The organism is Parabacteroides sp. AT13 (assembly GCF_002272965.1).
Lineage (GTDB): Bacteria > Bacteroidota > Bacteroidia > Bacteroidales > Tannerellaceae > Parabacteroides > Parabacteroides distasonis.
Genome location: NZ_NQMH01000002.1, coordinates 145,499 through 164,730 on the forward strand (window position 1 = coordinate 145,499; position 19,232 = coordinate 164,730).

Genomic DNA, 19,232 nt, shown 5'->3' on the forward strand with positions numbered 1-19,232 from the left:
AGGAGACACCGCCACCCGTCGGTATAGGCGAGCGGCGATGCCGGTACTGGCATCAGACAACGCCAGTACTGGCGTAGGGCTGCGACGGTAGTGCTTACGGGCAATGACAGTAGTGGCATTTCCTTCATTCCTTCATTCCTTCGGGCGTCCCTCACGCACACACACGTGCGAGGAGAAAGCGTACTCGCCCCGTGCGGTCTTGATCAGTGTTCCCTTCTCCAGCATCCGTTTGAGGGAGGAGTCGAGTGTTTTCTCGGGTATGCCGTTCTTCGCTGCCTCCTCCACGGCCTGCCGACGGCAGAACATCATTGGGAGGGCATTGAATAAAGCCTGTTCAGGAGAGGTCTGGACAGGGATGGCCTCGGAGGTAGGCAGGAAGCCCAGCACGTAGCTCGAATGGCGGTAAAGAGGCTCTATGAGCGTGAGTACGGCTTGGAAATCCTCGTCGGTGACCCGCAGGTCCAGCTTGGGGACGATACCATCCTTGATATTCTCGATGGGTATCTCCGGGGCGGGGGAGAGACCGGGGGAATTGAAAATGGAAAATTGAGAATTGAAAATTTTTTGTTGGGGAGGGAGGAATTTCTCCAAGGCTCTCAACAGGGCTACTGTACTCAGGATCCGGCAGGTATTGATGGCGATACGGGCGACGGCGCTTCGCATGGAACCTCCATAGGCGTAACCGGCGTGGGAGAATAACTGGGCGAACCGTTGGTTGAACAGCTCTTTCTGTTTCTCGGATAGCCTTAGCTGGATCGTTTGGACCGATCCGTTGATCAGGTCCAGTACCTGTTTCCATTGTGTTCCCCATGTGGCGAAGCGTAGGCCGTAATCCTCGCTTTCCGAATCGAATTGGTCCATCCACTCATCGATAGGTGGCATGAAATAGAATAACTGGCGAGAGAACAGGCCGTTCTCCGCCGAGGGGATTAGCGGCTTTACTTGCGCCGGGGTTCCACTTAGCAATACGCTGAGATAAGACTCATCGCATTCCCGGTACTCATGATTAGTACGCCGGTTGAAGGCCAGTCGCTCATGGTCGTGGCATTTACGCAAGGTATCGCTCCAATGGCCGTGATCCGCTCCGATGGCGGTACTCACGGTATCAGCCTCGGTCTCGCAGATCAGCCCCACGCCGTCGGCCTCTATGAGGTTCTCTAAGATACCGGTACCCGAGTTATCGCCGGCTATGAGGAACATCTTGAGGGGCGGTTGTTCCGGCTCGGGCGTCTCGGAGCGTTTCTTGCCGAGTGAGTCCCATCGGTTCTTTTCCTCCCGATAATTCTTTAGGCTGTCTTTGTAGCGGGCCATCATCTCCTCGTGAATAGGTTCAGCTAGGCGCCTGACCCATGTCAAGGCTCCTTTTCCGGAGGCGGGAGGCGCTACGATGAAGGTTTGTAGGCATGGATACATGTATTTTTGTCCGTATAACACCCGTACCCGCTTGTTCAAGGTGCCCCCGAGTACGGTGAATACTCCCAGCAGGAGTATGTCACGCTGGGCGATGGAGTTCCCGCAATCGATCATCTGCTTGATGAACGGGGGCCACGGATAATTCGGGAAAGCGGGTGGCAAGTCCTCACGTGCGTACGTATGTGCGTGTGTGGGTGTGAGAGGGGCTTGAAGGTTTGAAGGATTCTTGTTCTCCCTCGGGTATTGGCGGAAGGTGTCGGCCAGTTGCTTGTCCGTTTTTACGCCGGCAATCTCGGCCCTGTGGAAGACGGAGCCTAATCCGTTGCGCCCGTTGCCCGCTTTGAGGGCGTGGTCGTATAGCTTGTCCGCTTCTTCGTAGACGTATTTCTCGGACAGGCGGCAGATGCGATGAAAGAACGTCCTTCCCGCTTCCCCGCAATCGTTGGCGGTGGCGAAGGCGATCGGCATATACTCTTGGTAAGTGGGAGCGATGTTCGCCCCTTGGTGTTCGATGGCGGCGACAAGCCGCTCTAAATCTGATAATGGGTTCATTTGATTTATAAGTTATAATTTATGATTTAAACTGTCAACAGTCACTTGTCAACTATCAACTCTCCCGCAGCTTAGCGGAGGGATCATGGCAGAGGAAACACGCCCGTGAGAGATCGGCGTTTGAGGCATCCGCATTCAATCCGTATTTCCATTTCAGGTATTCCCATGCCGATAGCCGTGCCTTATCAAAAGATTCCTCTATGGAAGCCTTGGGTGAGAGCCGGTAGGGGACGAGCAGTTTCACGCCTGTGGTGCTTGGGCTGACGAAAGCTAGGTCCGGTCTCAGTTTATTATCGGCGAACAAGGTGTCTCGCCAGTGGAGGGTTTCCTCCGGCGAGGGGAGATGGTCGATATCGATGACAAACTCTCCGGAAAGGAATAACAGGCGGTCTTCCTTGCGATAGGAGAAGACCCCGGCCGGTGTGACGTATGGCAGTAAGTTTTGCTTCAGTTTGCGGAACCGTTTCTCGTCGCTCAAAGCGTCCTGTACGCTGAGCGTTCGTTCTTTCAGCCACTCGTTGGAGGTGATATAGGTATGCAACTGTTTGACACTGGTCACGCCGCTCGGCACTTGATTGGAGATGGGGGCGTTGAAAAAGGACATGATACATTCTTTCATTAACTCGTTTGATTTAAAGTTTAGGCTGGTAAAGGAAAGGTAAAAGAGTGAGAAAAAACGGTCCGGTAAGTTATTTGCACCTATCGGTAAGTTATTTGCGCATAAAAGTAATTCGGTGACAGGAAAAAGAAGAAGATATGAGTGAAGAGAAAGCGAGCCCGTGTGTGCTGCACATCCATGGCGAGAACATACAGGTGCTGCCCAATGCCATGTTTGCCATTCAATATATTTGCTTGGACCCGGGAGAAAAGCCGGAGGTCGTTTCGGAAAAAGACGTGAGGCCGGATCCGGAGCCGTGTGATTTATTAGCCTCCTATATCCAAGACGAGGAGGTGCGTCACGACTTCGTGAAGCGAATCGCCCAATGCCCGGATGTGGCCACCCTCTGCCAAACGGTGCTGACCGACCTTTTCAACGAGGTCTTTTGCGACTGCGTGGAACCGGCCAAACTTATCAAGAGCAAGGAATTCATCAACGCCATCATCCCCCTGCTCCCCTTCAAGCAAGGCAAGAGCTTGCGCAATATCCGGCGGGCGATCGTGAAGTATGTGCTGGGGGAAGGGTAGGTGTTTTGGTTTATGAATGATTGCATAATTGGATATTTATTTGTTTCTTTGTCAATATTCTATTTTCTTATGAAGTCGAGACAAGAGATCCTAGCGTTATTAAGAGACTTCAAGGTTCGTAAAGGCAAAAAGTACGGAATCTTGAAAATGGGTATCTTTGGCTCTGTAGCTCGTGATCAACAGACGGAAAGCAGTGATGTGGACATTTATTACGAGGGTGAGGCGCAAGGGCTTTTCTCTCTCTCCCATTTGAAAAATGAATTGGAAGAATTGTTGGGAAGCCCGGTGGATATCATCCGTCTTAGAGACCGGATGAATCAGTTGCTTCGTAAACGAATCGAGAGGGAGGGAATCTATGTTTGATACGGAGTTGGCCTTGGATACCTTGTCGCAGATAAAGGATACTCTTTCAATGATAATGGCAAGAACTTCGCATATTCATAAGGTTGATGATTTTTATATGAATGAGTCTGGTATGATTCTATTGGATAGTGTTTGTATGAAACTTGTCGCTGTAGGTGAGGCAATCAAAAATCTAGACAAAATAACGAATAAGGAATTACTTCTTAAATATCCGGCTGTAAACTGGAAGGATATTAAAGGGATGAGAGATATCATTGTCCATCATTATTTTGATATTGACGCAAGCGTGATACTTTATAGTCTTCAAAAGGAGGTTCCGGATTTGTACTCCACTATTTGTGTTATGCTGAGGGATTTGTCTCGGTGACTTATCACGATAAATATAGTTTAAACTCATTTTAAATCAAGACACTCGTTTTTTGCCCTACTGGTTTACCGGCGGGATGGGAGTGGTTTGTGTACTTGTCTTTATTCCTAGTAAATCAGAGAATAATAAGCGGATAGCTAAGAATACGCTGTTCCTCTACGTGCGTATGCTCTTTATCATGGAGAGCAATTTTTGTATTAAACACAATTCTTTGTAGCAATGGTAACAGACTCACGAACTTCGAAAAGTATAAAAAATAGTTTGGTAGCCTTGGCTTTTTATTTTATTAATCTGGTTCTTCAATTTTTCTCCCGTAAGGTATTCTTGGATTATCTTGGGGCAGAGATCTTGGGACTGAATACTACGGCTACCAATTTGCTTCAGTTCTTGAACCTTGCGGAATTAGGAATAGGATCAGCCATTGCTTGTACATTATATAAGCCTTTATTAGAGAAGGATACGGTTGCTATCAATGAGATTGTTTCCTTGCAAGGCTGGTTGTATCGGCGTATCGCATGGATCGTGATAGTGGGAAGTCTCGTGTTGATGGCGTTTTTCCCTTGGATCTTCGCTAAGATGCCGTTACCCTTATGGTATGCGTATGCTTCTTTCGGAGTGCTGCTAGTTAGTGCATTGCTGAGTTATTTTGTTAATTATAAGCAGATCGTTTTATCCGCTGACCAGAAAGAGTATAAGATCCAGTATAGCTATAAGGCCTCGATGTTGATTAAAACCCTTTGTCAGATATTGGCGATTCGATATTTGAGAGACGGTTATGTATGGTGGTTGGTATTGGAGATTGTGTTTGCGATCGTAGCTTCGTTGGTGTTAAATAGAATGGTCCGGCAGACTTATCCATTTCTAGAAACTAAATTAGGACGAGGTCGGGAATTATCGAGAAAGTATCCAGCTATTATTAAGAAAGTTAAGCAATTGTTTTTTCATAAGATCGGTAGCTTTGCTTTGACACAAACTAGCCCGATCATTATTTACGCCTACACTACACTAACTGTAGTGGCGTTATATGGCAATTACATGTTGGTTATCCTTGGGATTCAAACTTTGATGACTGCCATTTTTAATAGCATGAACGCAGGAATTGGGAATTTAGTGGCAGAGGGAAATCGTAAACAGATTATGTCGGTGTTTGAGGAATTATTCTCTGTTCGTTTTCTATTCACTTGTATAATGTGTTTTGGAGTGTTTATGTTGACTCCTTTATTTGTAATACTTTGGGTGGGTAATGAATATGTGATGGATACCATGACATTGCTATTGATGACTGTTACTTTGTTTATTCAATTAAACCGTACGACCGTGGATGCTTATATCAATGCTTATGGTTTGTTTGGTGATATTTTTGCTCCAGTTACGGAGGCTTCTATCAATATCTGTTTGTCTGTGTTATTAGGATATTTTTGGGGGTTAAATGGTGTATTGTTGGGTGTGTTGATAAGTTTATTTCTTGTTGTTTTTTGTTGGAAACCTTATTATTTGTTTCGAAAAGCTTTGAAACAACGATTGAAATTGTATATAATTATGTACGTTAAGCATTTAAGTGTTGCAATTGTTAGTATAATACTTACTTATTCTGTATTGAAATTAGTCCCAATGCACTCATTTGAAAGTGCTTTATCTTCTTTTGTATATGGAGTGTTTATTACGATTTTGTATACACTCATTCTTTTATCTATGTTTTATTTTTTAGGACTTGGTTTGAATCGCTTTATTCGAAGAATTCAAAGTATGATGAATGGGAGAAAATAGTATAGTGATATATAGGTTGTATGATACATTAAAAAGTTAGCTAAGATAGGCTGTATGGTTTATAATATTCAAAGTAAAAAATGTTTAATAAATATAACAAATGACACCTGTAATTTCTATTATTGTTGCTGTTTACAAAGCGGAATCCTGCTTGCGGCGTTGTGTAGACAGCCTGCTAGCACAGACTTTTCAAGACTATGAAATTTTGCTGGTAGATGATGGGAGTCCCGATCGTTCCGGAGAAATTTGCGACGAGTATGCCCGGAAGGACAATCGTGTCCGTGTATTCCATAAAGAGAATGGTGGAGTAGCGTCCGCTCGACAGTGTGGAATGAACAATGCAAGAGGCGAGTACGTGATACACGCTGACCCAGATGACTGGGTGGAACCGAATATGCTGGAGGAACTATACGGAAAGGCAAAAGAAGAAAATGCAGATATGATAATTTGTGATGTATGGCGGGATACTTCCAAGAAATCTACTTACGTGAAGCAACGGTTATTTATATTAGAGCATTGTGTGATGCTAAAAGATGTGTTCCAGCAGCTGCATGGCAGCTGCTGTAACAAGCTCGTTAAACGAGCTTGTTACAGCAAATATGATGTGAATTTTCCGGAAGGGTTGTCATATGGAGAAGATACTTATGTCAGTGTATGCCTGTTGGCACATCCTATAAAGATGGCATATGTACCAAAAGCATTTTATCATTATGTCCAAAATGTAAATTACAGCTCGTTAACACGTCGTCCTGTGAAAATTTTGGTAGAGCAATGTGAAAAACTCTGCGATTTACTTCGTTGCAAATTATCAGAGAATCAATTTAAAGAAATTTATCCTGCTTTACGATATAGGCAAGCATGTGTTATCCTAACATCTGCAGGAGAAAATCCATACATCGTAACATTTAAAAAAGATTTTGAAGGTGTGAGAAAAGCTATTCTTCATCAAAACTTCTCTTTTAAGAGGAAGACTCTTTTTTGGATAGCATTCTATATATCACCTTATATTGCACGTTTTTTTTATACTTTTTGTCGTTAACTATTGTTGAATCTTATCATAAACAGTTAGCAATTTTATTAGTTTTATGTCTGATGTCTCAAGAATAGATACATATGGTGCAAAGCTAGTTTTACTGCCATATATGTTGGCAATAATTGGCAGTTGTTTGTATACCATTATATTGGGAGTGTATAACGGGGATTTCATACAACGTGATGTGTTATTTCCGTTACCTGCTTTGTTGGTTATAGCTGTATTGACTATCATTCCTTATATAGGTATATATGGATTGTATAAACGGTATAGGTCTAAAGAGACAGAAAATGTACCCGATAAGTTCAAGGTTGCGATAATTCGCAATATTACATGGCTTTTATTGTTGGTTCATATAGGTCTACTCTTTACTGGATATGGCCAAATGGGAACTTCGATAGAAATAGACGGCGGATTTTTTTCTTATATCCGTTCGGCTTTCTTCAAGTTGATGGTACGTCCATGGGTTATTGCTTATTTGCTGATTTCCAATAGCCGTAAAAATCTTGCTGTAACTGTTCTTTTGTTTTCTATTCACACGATTCTTGCTCATTCTTTAGGAGGGTTCTTTATTCTATTACTCATCTTATTGTTTAGGCAAGGCAAGAAGGTGAAATCTTTTGTGAAGCGAAATTTCTTGTTTGTATTAGCGATACTCTATTTGGTTCCGATTGTTGTCTCTTCCGCTTATAATGTTCGTGCACAATTAAGGGGACAAGGAGGGATGAGTGAAACTTCAAACATGGATATAATGGTTGGGAAATTATGTGGACGAATAAGTAGTTTTTCCAACAGTGCCTATATTTTACAGAACTCGTCACAAAATGTTTATGATTTGGAATTAATCCCCGATTTTTTTTACTTTTATGATACATTACATTATTGGGGATACAGACCTGAGTTTAAGAGTACTGGATTCTATGTGGAAGAGCAAATAAAGCATTCAAAATTAGAAAACAGTTCAACTATGCCTGGTGTCATAGGGGTTTTAATAATGTCATATGTTAAATCTCCTTACATATTTCTTTTTAACCTGTTTCTGATGACTTTTCTTCTTATTATAATATTTAATCTAACAAAGAGGATAGGATTTCCAAATGCTTCTGGAATTGCTTATATTTTAACAATAGAGTTTGCTACAAGTGGAGATATTTCAGCTCTTTCTAATACTATATATACCCTGCTGATAATATGGTTTACATTGTCTATATCAAACATAATAATATGGAAATGAAAAAGAAAAAGAAAAAGAAAGTACTTGTGTTATATCCATCGGGGAATTATCTATATCCTACGACAGGAGGAGAGTTATATGATTCTTATCTTTTTAAAAGAATACTTTTTTCAGGACAGATAGATATGTCCTTTTTTACAAAAGATCATACTAGACGCATTAATAAGTGGTTGTTGCCTGCATACATACTCTGGTCGTGTAGGAGAATCGGTTCATACGATGCTGTATTCTTAAATAGCGGTTGGTTTGCTCAATCTATTTGGCTGCTTTATTTTTTCAGAATATTTTATCCTAAGTTGAAAGTCTATGTTATTCATCATCATTTTCGGTACCAAGAAATGTCTGGAATAAAAAGACAATTACAGTACATGTTGGAATGGCTGGGATTGGGTGTGTCTTTCGCTATTATAACTCCCAATCCATATACGCATTCCTTGATAAAGCAGATGAGACCAGATAGTCGTACTGTTTTTCTCGAAATGGCATTCAAGAAAGATGTTCCAACATGTTCTTGCTATGTGTTGAAACAGTTATTATTTGTAGGTACTGTATATCAACGGAAAGGACTTTTATATTTACTGGAGGCAATAGGACAGATGTCTGAAAAGGAAAGATCTGGTATTCATTTGGATATTGTGGGGGATCTTTCTCAAAAAAAATACTATAAATGTCTGTTGTCTTTGGTTCACTTATATGGGCTGGAGGATATTGTAACTTTTGTAGGGCGTATATCAGATGAAGAATTGAGGTCATATTATTCTCGAGCATATTGTTTTGTATTTCCATCTTTACTGGAAGGTTATGGTATGGTATTAATTGAGGCTATGTCTTACGGACTACCGGTTATAGCGTTTGATAATTCAGCTATACCTTTTACAGTAAAAAATGATAGGAATGGCATATTAGTGAGGAATAAAAGCATATTGGATCTAAAAAAAGCCATTTTGAAACTGTGTGTAGATACAGATTACCATCGGAAATTGTGTGATGGTGCTCTAGATACTTATCGCAATGCTCGTTCTCTTTCTGATTTGGATATAGATATAGAAAATTTTGTAATAAAGGAACTAATAAACTAAATCAATATGGAAGTAATGTTGGAGTATTAAATTTATTATAGTATAATGGTGATTGTGAAATTATAAGGCAATTATGCATGAAATTTTATTGGCGTATGTTTTTGAGAAAAACTTTAAAAATTGCATGAGAAGTCAGAATTTTATTCTCGATAAAATTATATTGGATACCTGCTAATATTAAAATTATAATTGATTTTTAATAGAATTTAGTTTAGGGCATAGTAAAGTGCTCTTTAAAAAGGGTGTTACTTAATTTAGTACTAACGTAAAAGTGTCTTTAAAAAGAGGTGTTATCTAAATTGAATATTAACAAATAAGTGATGATTTGAATTTATTAGAACGGAATTATGAAAATATGTTTCTTTTGTAAGATATCAGATAAGAGTAAGCTATTTATAGTCGAATTCTATAATCAGGATATTAAAATCTTAAAAAAAATAGATCCCAGTTTGACGATAGCTACTAAATATAGCGAAATAGATTGGAGTGCAGATGTAATTTTTGTTTGGTGGTGGACATATGCCTTTTTTCCTGTAGTTGTTTCAAAGCTGTTGAGGAAAAAAGTTGTAATAACAGGAACTTTTAATTATAAGTGTCCAATGGCTGCTTCGGATTACTATAGAAGACCGTTATTAGAAAGGTTATTGATTAAATTTTCTATTAAATATGCAAATGAAAATATTCTAGTCTCAAGAAATGAGTATGAACAAATTTATAAAGATTGGAATCTTAAAAATATAGTATATTCTCCACATTGTATAGATACTGTAAAGTATTCAAGGGGAATGTATTGCAATAGAGGAAATGAATTGTTTACTATTTGTTGGACAGGAAAAGAAAATGTGAAACGAAAATGTTTGTATGAGATTATAGATTCGGTTGAATTATTGAAAGATAAGTTAGATATGCATCTTAATATTGCAGGACATAAAGGAGATGCTTTTGATGAAGTGAAGAAATATATATCAGAGAAAGGTTTAAATGCTTATATTAGTATTTTAGGTGAAATCTCAGAGAAGGAAAAATTGTGTTATTTGAAAAGCTGTCGTTTCTATTTACAACCTTCACGATATGAAGGGTTTGGGTTAGCTATTGCGGAAGCTATGAGTTGTGGGACTGTAGTCGTAACAACAGATGTTGGAGAAGTTCTAAATGTTGTTGGAAATGCAGGAATAATAATAAGGAATACATTACCGGAAACTATTGCTAATGTTATAGAGGATTATTGGAATAATGATTTAGAGAGTATTAGTATTGCGGCTCATAGTAGGATTGAAACATTATTTTCAATGGCAAGAAGAGAAAAAGATATAATGAATGTTGTGAAAAAGTATAAAGAATAATTATGAAACAGATTATTCAAGATATAAAATCAGGGCGAACTGTGCTTGAAGAAGTACCAGTTCCTCAAGTAAGAGCAGGTTATGTTCTAGTTAAAACGTCTCGTTCTTTAGTATCCTTGGGAACGGAGCGTATGCTCGTGGAGTTCGGAAAGGCGAACCTGATTGATAAGGCACGGCAACAACCGGATAAGGTGAAGCAAGTTTTGGACAAGATAAAGACGGATGGTTTGCAACCGACACTGGAGGCCGTGTTCAATAAGCTAGGGCAGCCTTTACCTTTGGGATATTGCAATGTCGGACGTGTGGTAGCTGTAGGGAAAGGTGTCGCGGAGTTCAAGGTGGACGATCGGGTGGTCTCGAACGGGAACCATGCGGAGTTTGTTTGCGTGCCGAAGAACTTGGTGGCGAAGGTGCCGGATGATATAACGGATGAGGAGGCGGCCTTTACGGTGATTGGCTCGATTGGCTTGCAAGGAATCCGCTTATTGAATCCTCAGTTGGGCGAGACGGTCGTGGTGGTCGGTCTGGGATTGATCGGTTTGGTGGCGGCGCAGTTGTTGAGAGCGAACGGCTGTAAGGTTATCGGGGTGGATTTTGACCAGCAGAAGGTGGATATGGCCGCCTCGAAGGGAATCGTGGCCGTTAATCCGGGCAAAGGTACGGATCCGGTAAGGTTCGTGGAGGATTATACGGGTGGTATCGGTGCGGATGGTGTCTTGATCACGGCCTCCACGCAAAGCCATGAGGTGATCCATCAAGCGTGTGAGATGTCCCGTAAGCGGGGACGGATCGTGTTGGTGGGTGTTATCGGATTGAATATGCGAAGGGATGACTTCTATAAGAAGGAGTTGAGTTTTCAGGTATCTTGCTCGTACGGGGCCGGACGTTATGACGAGGAATATGAGAACAAGGGGCATGATTATCCGTTGGCTTATGTCCGCTGGACGGAAAAGCGTAATTTTGAGACGATACTCCACGCGATCTCTTCCGGATCGTTGGATGTCAAGTCGTTGATAACGGAAGAGGTTGACTTGGTGGATTATGAGGAGATTTACGGCGATATGCGCAAGAAAGGATCGATCGCCTCTATATTGCGGTTTCCCGCTGATTCAAAAATGGAGTCTGTTGTCTCTATCGGCAATAATACCTTTGTGAGTGGAAAGGGCAAGATCGGGATTATTGGGGCGGGCAATTATACCTCCGCCATGGTCATACCTTGCTTGGCTAAGGCCCACGCTAGAATCAAGTATATAGCGAGTGCCCAAGGATTGTCCGCCAAGATATTGGCGAGGAAGGCGGGGGCGGAGAACGCCACGTCGGACTATCAAAATATATTGAAAGATCCGGAGGTGGATTTGGTGATGGTCACGACACGCCATAACCTGCATGCCCGGATGGTGATAGAGGCTTTACGGAATGGGAAAAGCGTGTTCGTGGAGAAACCGTTATGCTTGAATGAGACGGAATTGGATGATATTATACGGGCTTATCAAGGGGCTCCTGAGGGCACGACCTTGACGGTTGGTTTTAACCGGCGTTTCTCTCCGTTCGCCGAGAAAATGAAGCGATTGCTAGGTGACGGACCTAAAAATATAGTGGCGACGATGAACGCCGGATTTATCCCGCAAGAAGTGTGGGTACACGATCTAGAGATAGGTGGAGGGCGGATCATTGGTGAGGCTTGCCATTTTATCGATCTATGTTCCTTCTTGGCGGGCTCGGAGGTCGTGGCGGTCTGCATGAATGCGTTAGGCGAAAATCCGGAGGAGAATACGGATAATGCCAGCATATTGCTTCGTTACGCGAATGGGACGAACGCCGTGATCAATTACTTTGCGAACGGCTCGAAATCGTACGCCAAGGAACGTGTGGAGGTTTTCTCTCAGGAGAGGGTCTTGGTCTTGGATAACTGGCGTAAATTGACCGGGTATGGTTTTAAGGGTTTCTCATCGATGAAGGCCGGTATGGATAAAGGGCAAAAACGTCAATTTACGTTGTTGAATGAACGTATCCGGGAGGGCGGTGAGCCATTGATTCCATTTGAGAGTATATTGAATACGACGAAAGCTACTTTCGCTTGCATTACGAGCTTGAAAGAGAGATGTTGGGTGAATCTCTAAAATTATATATTTCTACTCTTCGGAACTTGAGATCTCGCCAAGTTCGTTATCAAGTCTGGTATAGGCTACGGGCATATATTAGGAAATACAGGAGCTTTCGGTATGTATTGTCATTACCGAGAGTGGGACATCCTTTGTCTTTTAAACTTTTCATCTCGAAATATACGGACTTGGATAGTGTTACGGGGCATTTCTCTTTCTTGGGTACGGAATCCGCTTTTCTAGGATGGAACGATGAGAGCTTTGGTAAGTTATGGTCCTATAATCTAAATTATATGGACTACCTTCATCAAGAAACTATATCTTTCGAACAGGCCGTTTGCTGGATCGATAAGTTTGTCGATGAAATAGAGGGGAATAGGAATGGTCTGGAACCTTATCCGATCGCTTTACGAGGCATCAATTGGATCAAGTTCCTGTCGAAATATCATCCTTATATTCTGGCTGAGAATAAACGAAAATGGGATTCCTCCTTGTATGCCCAATATCAGATTTTACTGGATAATCTGGAATATCATCTTTTAGGGAATCACTTATTGGAAGACGCTTTCTCCTTGTTATGGGCCGGGCTTTATTTTAAGGATGAGCCGATCTATCAAAAGGCGAAAGGCTTATTGTTGCGGGAACTGGAAGAGCAACTCCTTCCGGATGGCGCTCATTACGAGCAATCACCGATGTATCATTGTATATTATTGGATCGATTGCTGGATTGCTATAATGTCTCTGTAAATAATTTGCGGTTTATAGGGCAGGAAGGTTTGAATGAACGCTTACGAGAAAAAGCCGGTGGTATGTTGGGACATTTAGCCTCTGTCGTTTATAAAGATAATACGATACCTCTCCTGAATGATTCCGCTGAGGGAATCGCGCCTTCTCCGACTCAATTGTTTGCATACGCTAAGCGATTGGATATGGACTGGGAAAAGCTTCCGATGGGAGCGTGTGGCTATCGAAAATTGATGGCGGGCCATTGGGAGGCTATCGTGGATGTTGGAGACATAAGGGCCTCTTACCAACCCGGCCATTCGCATGCGGATACGTTCAATTATGAGTTGCGGATAGGGGGTAAGCCTTTCGTTATGGATACCGGAATTTCTACGTATGAAAAGACAGCCCGTAGGCAATACGAGCGTGGCACGGCGGCCCATAATACGGTGGTGCTAGGGGATAAGAACTCTAGCGAGGTATGGGGAGGCTTTCGTGTGGGGAGGCGGGCAAGGGTGACGCTTCTTAAAGATTCTCCGAATGAGGTAGAGGCTTGGCATGATGGTTTTGGCTCATTGGGTAGGCATCTGCGAAAATTTACGATTGATAAGGATCGTTTTAGGATAGAGGATTCTGTCTCAACAGCCGTGAAAGCCGTAAGCTTGATCCATCTGGCTCCGGATGTGGAGATCATATCTTGTTCACGAAATGAGATAGTGACGAGTATCGCGGCGATAAGAGTGGCCGGCGCATCCTCTGTCGAGATTGTAGATGACCAAGTGTCATTTACGTATAACCGTTTTCACCTATCTAAGACAATTCGTATTCATTTTGTGAAGAGACTTTCTTATACAATCGGTTGATCGTTATTGGACCATTCTTGATCTGCCTAATATCTTACTTAAAAAATAACACATATTTCTTATGAAAGCATGTTTCATGGGGTTGGGCTATATTGGCCTGCCCACGGCTATTATTGCCGCAAAGCACGGGGTGGAGATCGCCGGCGTGGATATTAACGCTCAAGTGGTGGAGGTTACCAACCAGGGGAAATTGCATATCATCGAGCCGGGTATGGAGGAGATGTTGCGGGAGGTACTGGCCTCCGGACATTTCAAGGCGTACACCGAGCCTCGGGTGAGCGACGCTTATTTCATGGTGGTACCCACTCCTTTCAAGGGGGATCATGAGCCGGACGTATCGTTCGTTGAGTCGGCTACCCGTATGGTGCTTCCTTTGTTGAAGGAGGGGGATTTGTACGTGATCGAGTCTACATCGCCGGTGGGGACGACCGAACGGATGGCTAGGTTGATTTTCTCGGAGCGGCCGGAACTGGAGGGCAAGATCTATATCGCTTATTGCCCGGAGCGGGTGCTTCCGGGTAACGTGATCCATGAGTTGGTGCATAACGACCGGGTCATCGGCGGCATGGACGAGGCCTCCACCCGTAAGGCGATGGAGTTCTACGGCCAGTTCGTGAAGGGTACGCTTCACCCAACGAATAGCAAGACGGCCGAGATGTGTAAATTGACCGAGAACTCAAGCCGGGACGTACAGATCGCTTTCGCCAATGAGCTGTCGTTTATTTGTGATAAGGCCGGGATCAATGTGTGGGAGCTGATCGATTTGGCGAACAAGCATCCCCGTGTGAATATCTTACGGCCGGGTTGCGGAGTTGGCGGTCATTGCATAGCGGTGGACCCTTATTTCATCACGGCGGAGTTTCCGATGGAGAGCCGTATGATCTCGACGGCCCGTGAGACGAATAATTACAAGGCTTTCTGGTGCGCTGAGAAAGTGAGGAACGCCATGCTGCGGTTTGAGTTGAAGCATGGGCGTAAGCCGGCGGTGGCAATGATGGGCTTGGCTTTCAAGCCTGATATCGATGACTTACGTGAATCGCCGGCCAAGGGAATAACGACGAAGGTGTTGCAATCGTGCAACAACGCTGATATCATGGTGGTGGAGCCGAACGTTTCGGAGCATAAGTTGTTTAAGCTGACCCCTTATAAGGAGGCATACGAGAAGGCGGATATAGTGGTCTTCTTGGTGAATCATAGGGAGTTTGCGGGGTTGAATTATCGGGATGACGTGGAGGTGCTGGACTTTTGCGGGACATTCAAGAAATAATCGTTCGCTAAATAGAAGAATACGCAGTAATGAGAAAAATAATGTTAGTATTCGGGACCCGTCCCGAGGCGATCAAGATGGCTCCGCTGGTGAAGGAGTTCCAAAAACATCCGGAGTCGTTCGAGACCATCGTGTGCGTTACCGGACAGCATCGGGAAATGTTGGATCAAGTGTTAAAATTGTTCGAGATCACGCCGGATTATGATTTGAATATCATGAGGCAGGGTCAGGACTTATATGACGTGACCGCCCGTGTCCTTACCGGTATGCGTGACGTGTTGCGTGAGGCGACACCCGATGTCGTGCTGGTGCATGGGGATACCACCACGAGCACGGCGGCCGCCTTGGCCGCTTTCTACCAACAGATACCTGTAGGTCATATAGAGGCCGGCCTTCGTACCCACAACATCTATAGCCCATGGCCGGAGGAGATGAACCGTCAGGTCACGGGGCGTATCGCCACGTATAATTTCGCACCCACGCGGTTGAGCAAGCAGAACTTGATGCGAGAGGACGTGAATCCGGACTCAATCTTGGTTACCGGCAATACGGTGATAGACGCCTTACGGCAAGTGGTGACTAAGATAAAGACGGACGCTGAGCTGACAAGGAGTTGGAAGGCGTGCTTTTACGTTCGGGGTATGACGTGAACCGTCTGGTTGAGGGTAAGAGATTGGTGTTGATCACGGGTCATCGCCGGGAGAACTTCGGTGATGGATTCATCCATATGTGTACCGCTATCAAGGACTTGACCCGGAAGTATCCGGAGGTGGATTTTGTCTATCCTATGCACTTGAATCCTAATGTGCGCAAGCCGATTCACGAGGTATTCGGCGAGGATCTTTCTCATTTGGAGAATATGTTCTTCATTGAGCCATTGGAATATCTGTCGTTTGTCTATCTGATGGAGAAATCAACGATAGTGCTGACCGATAGCGGCGGTATCCAAGAGGAGGCCCCCGGATTGGGCAAGCCCGTGTTGGTGATGCGTGATACGACCGAGCGTCCGGAGGCTCTCGCGGCAGGTACGGTGAAACTGGTCGGAACGGACTATGATAAGATCGTGAGCGAGGTCTCGGCGTTACTTGATGATACTGTTTATTACGATGCGATGAGCAAGGCGGTTAATCCCTATGGGGATGGATTGGCTTGCGGAAGGATCGTGGAATTTTTGAACCGGAAGGAATGAGGGTCTTGATCGTTTCTCCCTCTTATCTTCCAGAGATCGGTGCGGCACCCTCACGCATTACGAACATGGCGGAGGGACTGTCTGGCTTAGGGATAAAGGTGGATGTGTTGACTTGCTTACCCAATTATCCCAAGGGACGTATCTTTGATGGATATAGGGGGGCTTTTTCCAAGACAGAGGATGTAAACGGGATAACGGTCTTCAGGTACTGGACGTATGCCTCGATCTCGAAGAAACCGTTGGTCCGTCTTGCCAGTATGTGCGCTTTCGCCACGACCCTTTGGTGTTTCGCTCTCAAGCGTAAGCGTATAAAATCTTATGATAAGGTGATCATCCAGACCCCTCCTGTTTTGGCGGCGGCCTCGGCCATGTTGCTTTTTCGTTGCTGCTACCGGAAAAAGGTGGTACTGAACGTCTCAGACCTTTGGCCATTGTCGGCCGTGGAGCTGGGGCCATGAAAGAGGGGGGCGTTTATCATGGGGTGATGGGGCGTATCGAGCGGTTCCTTTATCGTAAGGCCACGGCCTGTCAAGGGCAGAGTAAGGAGATCGTGGATTATATAAAACGGTATGAGCCGGGCAAGGCCTCGTTCTTGTATCGGAATTTGCAGCATCGTTTTGTTTTACCGAATCAAACCCCTTCTTCTCGAAAGCCTTTCAGGATCGTCTATGCCGGTTTACTGGGCGTGGCGCAGAATATATTGGAGTTGATAGAGCGTGTCGATTTTAAAGGGATGGGAGCGGAGCTTCATTTATTTGGAGGGGGCAACCAAGCCGTGGAGATAGAGGATTATGTGAGAACACATGATAGAGGTGTCTTTTATCATGGCTCTTTGCCCAAGGAACGGATGCGTGAGGAGCTTATACGCTACCATGCCTCTATTATCCCCTTGACGGTTCGTATAAGGGGGCGGTACCTTCTAAATTATTTGATTTGCTGCCGTTAGGCGTTCCTATCTTGTTTTGCGGAGGCGGCGAGGGCGAGGAGATTGTAAAGGAGAATCAGTTGGGCCTTGTCTCGGCCCCCGGAGATTATGAGGGACTTTCTAAAAATATACGGGCCATGAGCCACTTACCGGATGAGGAGTATCGACAGCTAAAAGCGAACTGCTTAAGAGTATCTCAGACAACTTTCTGTTTTGAAAGGCAACTGGAGGTGTACAAACGTTTTTTATCGGCTTTCTAATTTCAGGATGAAATCCCTTAAACATTTTGCGGGGATGCCCTGTTATAGATATAGTAGTGTGTTTTTCATGGTATTAGATTTTTAGATTAGTAATTAGGTTGTTCATTCAGTTCGGGAGAATAGGATGTTGGTTTCTAAATATGAGAGCCGGAAAGGTGAGAATGATTTCTCTCGTTTCCGGCTATTCTTTTTTATTTAAAACTCGTCATTGGCGTAAAGACTCAATAGGTTTTTCAGCTCATAATCGAATATCTCGTCATCCTTGAAGAAGCGTTTCAATTCGATCTCGGCTGTCTCCGGTGAGTCTGATGCGTGTATGATATTCTCTTGTACGCTCATACTATAATCTCCCCGTATCGTACCGGGAGCGGCGTTTCTACCATTGGTAGCGCCGGCCAAGGTTCTTACTACATGTATGGCATCTACCCCTTCCCAGCAACATACAATTACCGGGCATACACTCATCGCGTCCTTGATACGTTGGAAGAAAGGCTTTTCTTTTAGGTGGGCGTAATGCTCACTCAAGATCTCGTCAGTCAGCCAAACCATCTTCATGCCGGCCAGACGGAGTCCCTTCTTCTCGAAACGGTTTACGATTTCACCGATCAGCCCTCGCTGAACGGTACAAGGCTTTAAAATAACCAATGTTTTTTCCATAAGATTTATATTAAAAGATTAAACAAATGTTTGATGTCTTGAATACATGTTAACCTTGCGGCGTTTTATGAATGATAGAGGAATAAAGGATGAAATGTTTTTTAGGATATTTCAAGTATATTTCTATCTTATTCCTCCGCAAGTTAATGGGAATAAACAAATAAACGAGCGATAAGTCTGCTAAACTAAACTAATTTAACATACGTTAATTATTGCTTGAGTTGTTAATCCTTCTGTATTCTTTTCCATTTCCGTGGAATTTCCGGATGAGTCTTGAGAAATTCCCTCAAGGTTTGCCGGTTTACTCCCAGTTTCTTGCTGATATATACTTTAGTCTTATGTTCTTTAATATACTGCAAGATCATCTCTTCCTTACCTTTTAGCTTACAGGCTTCCGGTCGCTCTCCTTTTGGACGGCCCAGTTTGGCACCTTGCACTTTTTTCCGAGCCAACGCTTCTTTCGTTCGTTGCGAAATCAGGTTGCGTTCAATTTCGGCGCTTAGGCTAAATGCGAATGCCAAGATTTTACTGTTAATGTTATTTCCGAGTTCGTAACCTTCCTTTACCGTAAATACAATGATGTCTCTTTCCATACATTGATGAAGGAAGCTCATAACTTGCATAAGATTACGTCCGAGACGTGACAGTTCCGTCGTGATCAGGATGTCGCCTTTACGTATTTGCTTTAATAATTTACCAAGTTGGCGATCGGCGATTACTTTTGTCCCGCTGATCGTCTCATCTACCCACCTGTCGATTCTCATGTTCCTCGATTTTGTGAATTTCTCAATCTCGAATCGCTGGTTTTCAGTAGTTTGTTTGTCTGTACTGACTCTTACATAACCGTATACCATATGTCCTATATTTAATTAAACAACAACCAAGATACTGGAAACGGATTGATTGATAG

At 43.7% G+C, this 19,232-nt stretch carries 18 protein-coding genes and 1 pseudogene; 15 read left to right on the plus strand and 4 right to left on the minus strand.

From position 1 onward, the window contains the following. Positions 1-132: 132 nt before the first annotated feature. Together CI959_RS14920 and CI959_RS14925 are read right to left on the minus strand one after the other, a co-directional pair. The gene (locus tag CI959_RS14920) at positions 133-1,965 is read right to left on the minus strand and encodes a DUF3987 domain-containing protein (protein WP_057316632.1); all 1,833 of its coding nucleotides are present in this window, start codon (positions 1,963-1,965) and stop codon (positions 133-135) included. A gap of 55 nt (positions 1,966-2,020) precedes the next feature. Beyond that, positions 2,021-2,584 carry a BT4734/BF3469 family protein gene (locus CI959_RS14925; RefSeq protein WP_005855750.1) on the minus strand — a complete coding sequence of 188 codons (564 nt, stop codon included), beginning with the start codon at positions 2,582-2,584 and terminating at the stop codon, positions 2,021-2,023. A gap of 137 nt (positions 2,585-2,721) precedes the next feature. Between CI959_RS14925 and CI959_RS14930 the strand changes: the two genes are divergently transcribed. The 15 genes and pseudogenes from CI959_RS14930 to CI959_RS21870 all read left to right on the plus strand — a co-directional run bounded on the left by CI959_RS14930 (position 2,722) and on the right by CI959_RS21870 (position 17,665). Further along, complete coding sequence (locus CI959_RS14930) at positions 2,722-3,150, plus strand: hypothetical protein (protein WP_005855752.1); 429 nt, start codon at positions 2,722-2,724, stop codon at positions 3,148-3,150. Positions 3,151-3,219: 69 nt separating this feature from the next. Beyond that, positions 3,220-3,513, plus strand: a complete 294-nt coding sequence (locus tag CI959_RS14935) for a nucleotidyltransferase family protein (RefSeq protein WP_005855753.1) — start codon at positions 3,220-3,222, stop codon at positions 3,511-3,513. After that, positions 3,506-3,880 (plus strand): DUF86 domain-containing protein, encoded by a 375-nt coding sequence (locus CI959_RS14940; protein ID WP_005855755.1) that lies wholly within the window; start codon positions 3,506-3,508, stop codon positions 3,878-3,880. Before CI959_RS14935 ends, CI959_RS14940 begins: the two co-directional genes overlap by 8 nt. A 219-nt stretch (positions 3,881-4,099) precedes the next feature. Beyond that, entirely contained in the window at positions 4,100-5,647 is a 1,548-nt protein-coding gene (locus CI959_RS14945; RefSeq protein ID WP_057316631.1) for a lipopolysaccharide biosynthesis protein, read from the plus strand. A 100-nt stretch (positions 5,648-5,747) separates the two neighbouring features. Next, the gene (locus tag CI959_RS14950) at positions 5,748-6,686 is read left to right on the plus strand and encodes a glycosyltransferase family 2 protein (protein WP_005855759.1); all 939 of its coding nucleotides are present in this window, start codon (positions 5,748-5,750) and stop codon (positions 6,684-6,686) included. A 46-nt stretch (positions 6,687-6,732) separates the two neighbouring features. Next, on the plus strand, positions 6,733-7,914 hold the full coding sequence (gene wzy / locus CI959_RS14955; protein WP_005855761.1) for an oligosaccharide repeat unit polymerase: 1,182 nt from the start codon (positions 6,733-6,735) through the stop codon (positions 7,912-7,914). Next, the gene (locus CI959_RS14960) at positions 7,911-8,993 is read left to right on the plus strand and encodes a glycosyltransferase family 4 protein (RefSeq protein ID WP_009276326.1); all 1,083 of its coding nucleotides are present in this window, start codon (positions 7,911-7,913) and stop codon (positions 8,991-8,993) included. The genes wzy and CI959_RS14960 overlap by 4 nt, the downstream gene beginning before the upstream one ends. Positions 8,994-9,340: 347 nt before the next feature. Then, a complete protein-coding gene (locus tag CI959_RS14965) occupies positions 9,341-10,336 on the plus strand; it encodes a glycosyltransferase family 4 protein (protein ID WP_005855765.1) in 996 nt (331 codons plus the stop codon). A 2-nt stretch (positions 10,337-10,338) separates the two neighbouring features. Then, positions 10,339-12,456: a bi-domain-containing oxidoreductase gene (locus CI959_RS14970; RefSeq protein ID WP_095231477.1), complete on the plus strand. Its 2,118-nt coding sequence runs from the start codon at positions 10,339-10,341 to the stop codon at positions 12,454-12,456. After that, positions 12,438-14,024, plus strand: a complete 1,587-nt coding sequence (locus CI959_RS14975) for an alginate lyase family protein (RefSeq protein ID WP_009017767.1) — start codon at positions 12,438-12,440, stop codon at positions 14,022-14,024. Before CI959_RS14970 ends, CI959_RS14975 begins: the two co-directional genes overlap by 19 nt. Before the next feature lie 61 nt (positions 14,025-14,085). Further along, a complete protein-coding gene (gene wecC, locus CI959_RS14980) occupies positions 14,086-15,291 on the plus strand; it encodes a UDP-N-acetyl-D-mannosamine dehydrogenase (protein WP_011966514.1) in 1,206 nt (401 codons plus the stop codon). Between the two features lie 29 nt (positions 15,292-15,320). Further along, positions 15,321-16,480 (plus strand): annotated as a pseudogene (gene wecB / locus CI959_RS14985) (non-hydrolyzing UDP-N-acetylglucosamine 2-epimerase). Beyond that, entirely contained in the window at positions 16,477-16,938 is a 462-nt protein-coding gene (locus tag CI959_RS21860; RefSeq protein WP_230323775.1) for a glycosyltransferase, read from the plus strand. The pseudogene wecB and the gene CI959_RS21860 overlap by 4 nt, the downstream one beginning before the upstream one ends. Beyond that, the gene (locus tag CI959_RS21865; RefSeq protein ID WP_230323774.1) at positions 16,905-17,426 is read left to right on the plus strand and encodes a hypothetical protein; all 522 of its coding nucleotides are present in this window, start codon (positions 16,905-16,907) and stop codon (positions 17,424-17,426) included. The genes CI959_RS21860 and CI959_RS21865 overlap by 34 nt, the downstream gene beginning before the upstream one ends. Further along, positions 17,414-17,665 (plus strand): hypothetical protein, encoded by a 252-nt coding sequence (locus tag CI959_RS21870; RefSeq protein ID WP_230323773.1) that lies wholly within the window; start codon positions 17,414-17,416, stop codon positions 17,663-17,665. The genes CI959_RS21865 and CI959_RS21870 overlap by 13 nt, the downstream gene beginning before the upstream one ends. A 195-nt stretch (positions 17,666-17,860) precedes the next feature. On the opposite strand, the gene ndk is transcribed toward CI959_RS21870, so the two are convergent. Together ndk and CI959_RS15000 are read right to left on the minus strand one after the other, a co-directional pair. Further along, a complete protein-coding gene (gene ndk / locus CI959_RS14995) occupies positions 17,861-18,322 on the minus strand; it encodes a nucleoside-diphosphate kinase (RefSeq protein WP_009276331.1) in 462 nt (153 codons plus the stop codon). Positions 18,323-18,546: 224 nt separating this feature from the next. Further along, the gene (locus tag CI959_RS15000) at positions 18,547-19,176 is read right to left on the minus strand and encodes a master DNA invertase Mpi family serine-type recombinase (protein ID WP_005855789.1); all 630 of its coding nucleotides are present in this window, start codon (positions 19,174-19,176) and stop codon (positions 18,547-18,549) included. Positions 19,177-19,232: the final 56 nt, after the last annotated feature.

Bases quoted from the DNA above. Each gene is read 5' to 3' on its own strand.
- CI959_RS14945 (WP_057316631.1), top strand. From the start codon at position 4,100: ATGGTAACAGACTCACGAACTTCGAAAAGTATAAAAAATAGTTTGGTA.
- CI959_RS14920 (WP_057316632.1), bottom strand. From the start codon at position 1,965: ATGAACCCATTATCAGATTTAGAGCGGCTTGTCGCCGCCATCGAACAC.
- ndk (WP_009276331.1), bottom strand. From the start codon at position 18,322: ATGGAAAAAACATTGGTTATTTTAAAGCCTTGTACCGTTCAGCGAGGG.
- CI959_RS14930 (WP_005855752.1), top strand. From the start codon at position 2,722: ATGAGTGAAGAGAAAGCGAGCCCGTGTGTGCTGCACATCCATGGCGAG.
- CI959_RS14970 (WP_095231477.1), top strand. From the start codon at position 10,339: ATGAAACAGATTATTCAAGATATAAAATCAGGGCGAACTGTGCTTGAA.
- wecC (WP_011966514.1), top strand. From the start codon at position 14,086: ATGAAAGCATGTTTCATGGGGTTGGGCTATATTGGCCTGCCCACGGCT.
- CI959_RS14935 (WP_005855753.1), top strand. From the start codon at position 3,220: ATGAAGTCGAGACAAGAGATCCTAGCGTTATTAAGAGACTTCAAGGTT.
- CI959_RS15000 (WP_005855789.1), bottom strand. From the start codon at position 19,176: ATGGTATACGGTTATGTAAGAGTCAGTACAGACAAACAAACTACTGAA.
- wzy (WP_005855761.1), top strand. From the start codon at position 6,733: ATGTCTGATGTCTCAAGAATAGATACATATGGTGCAAAGCTAGTTTTA.
- CI959_RS14925 (WP_005855750.1), bottom strand. From the start codon at position 2,584: ATGAAAGAATGTATCATGTCCTTTTTCAACGCCCCCATCTCCAATCAA.
- CI959_RS21860 (WP_230323775.1), top strand. From the start codon at position 16,477: ATGAGGGTCTTGATCGTTTCTCCCTCTTATCTTCCAGAGATCGGTGCG.
- CI959_RS14965 (WP_005855765.1), top strand. From the start codon at position 9,341: ATGAAAATATGTTTCTTTTGTAAGATATCAGATAAGAGTAAGCTATTT.
- CI959_RS14960 (WP_009276326.1), top strand. From the start codon at position 7,911: ATGAAAAAGAAAAAGAAAAAGAAAGTACTTGTGTTATATCCATCGGGG.
- CI959_RS14940 (WP_005855755.1), top strand. From the start codon at position 3,506: ATGTTTGATACGGAGTTGGCCTTGGATACCTTGTCGCAGATAAAGGAT.
- CI959_RS14950 (WP_005855759.1), top strand. From the start codon at position 5,748: ATGACACCTGTAATTTCTATTATTGTTGCTGTTTACAAAGCGGAATCC.
- CI959_RS14975 (WP_009017767.1), top strand. From the start codon at position 12,438: ATGTTGGGTGAATCTCTAAAATTATATATTTCTACTCTTCGGAACTTG.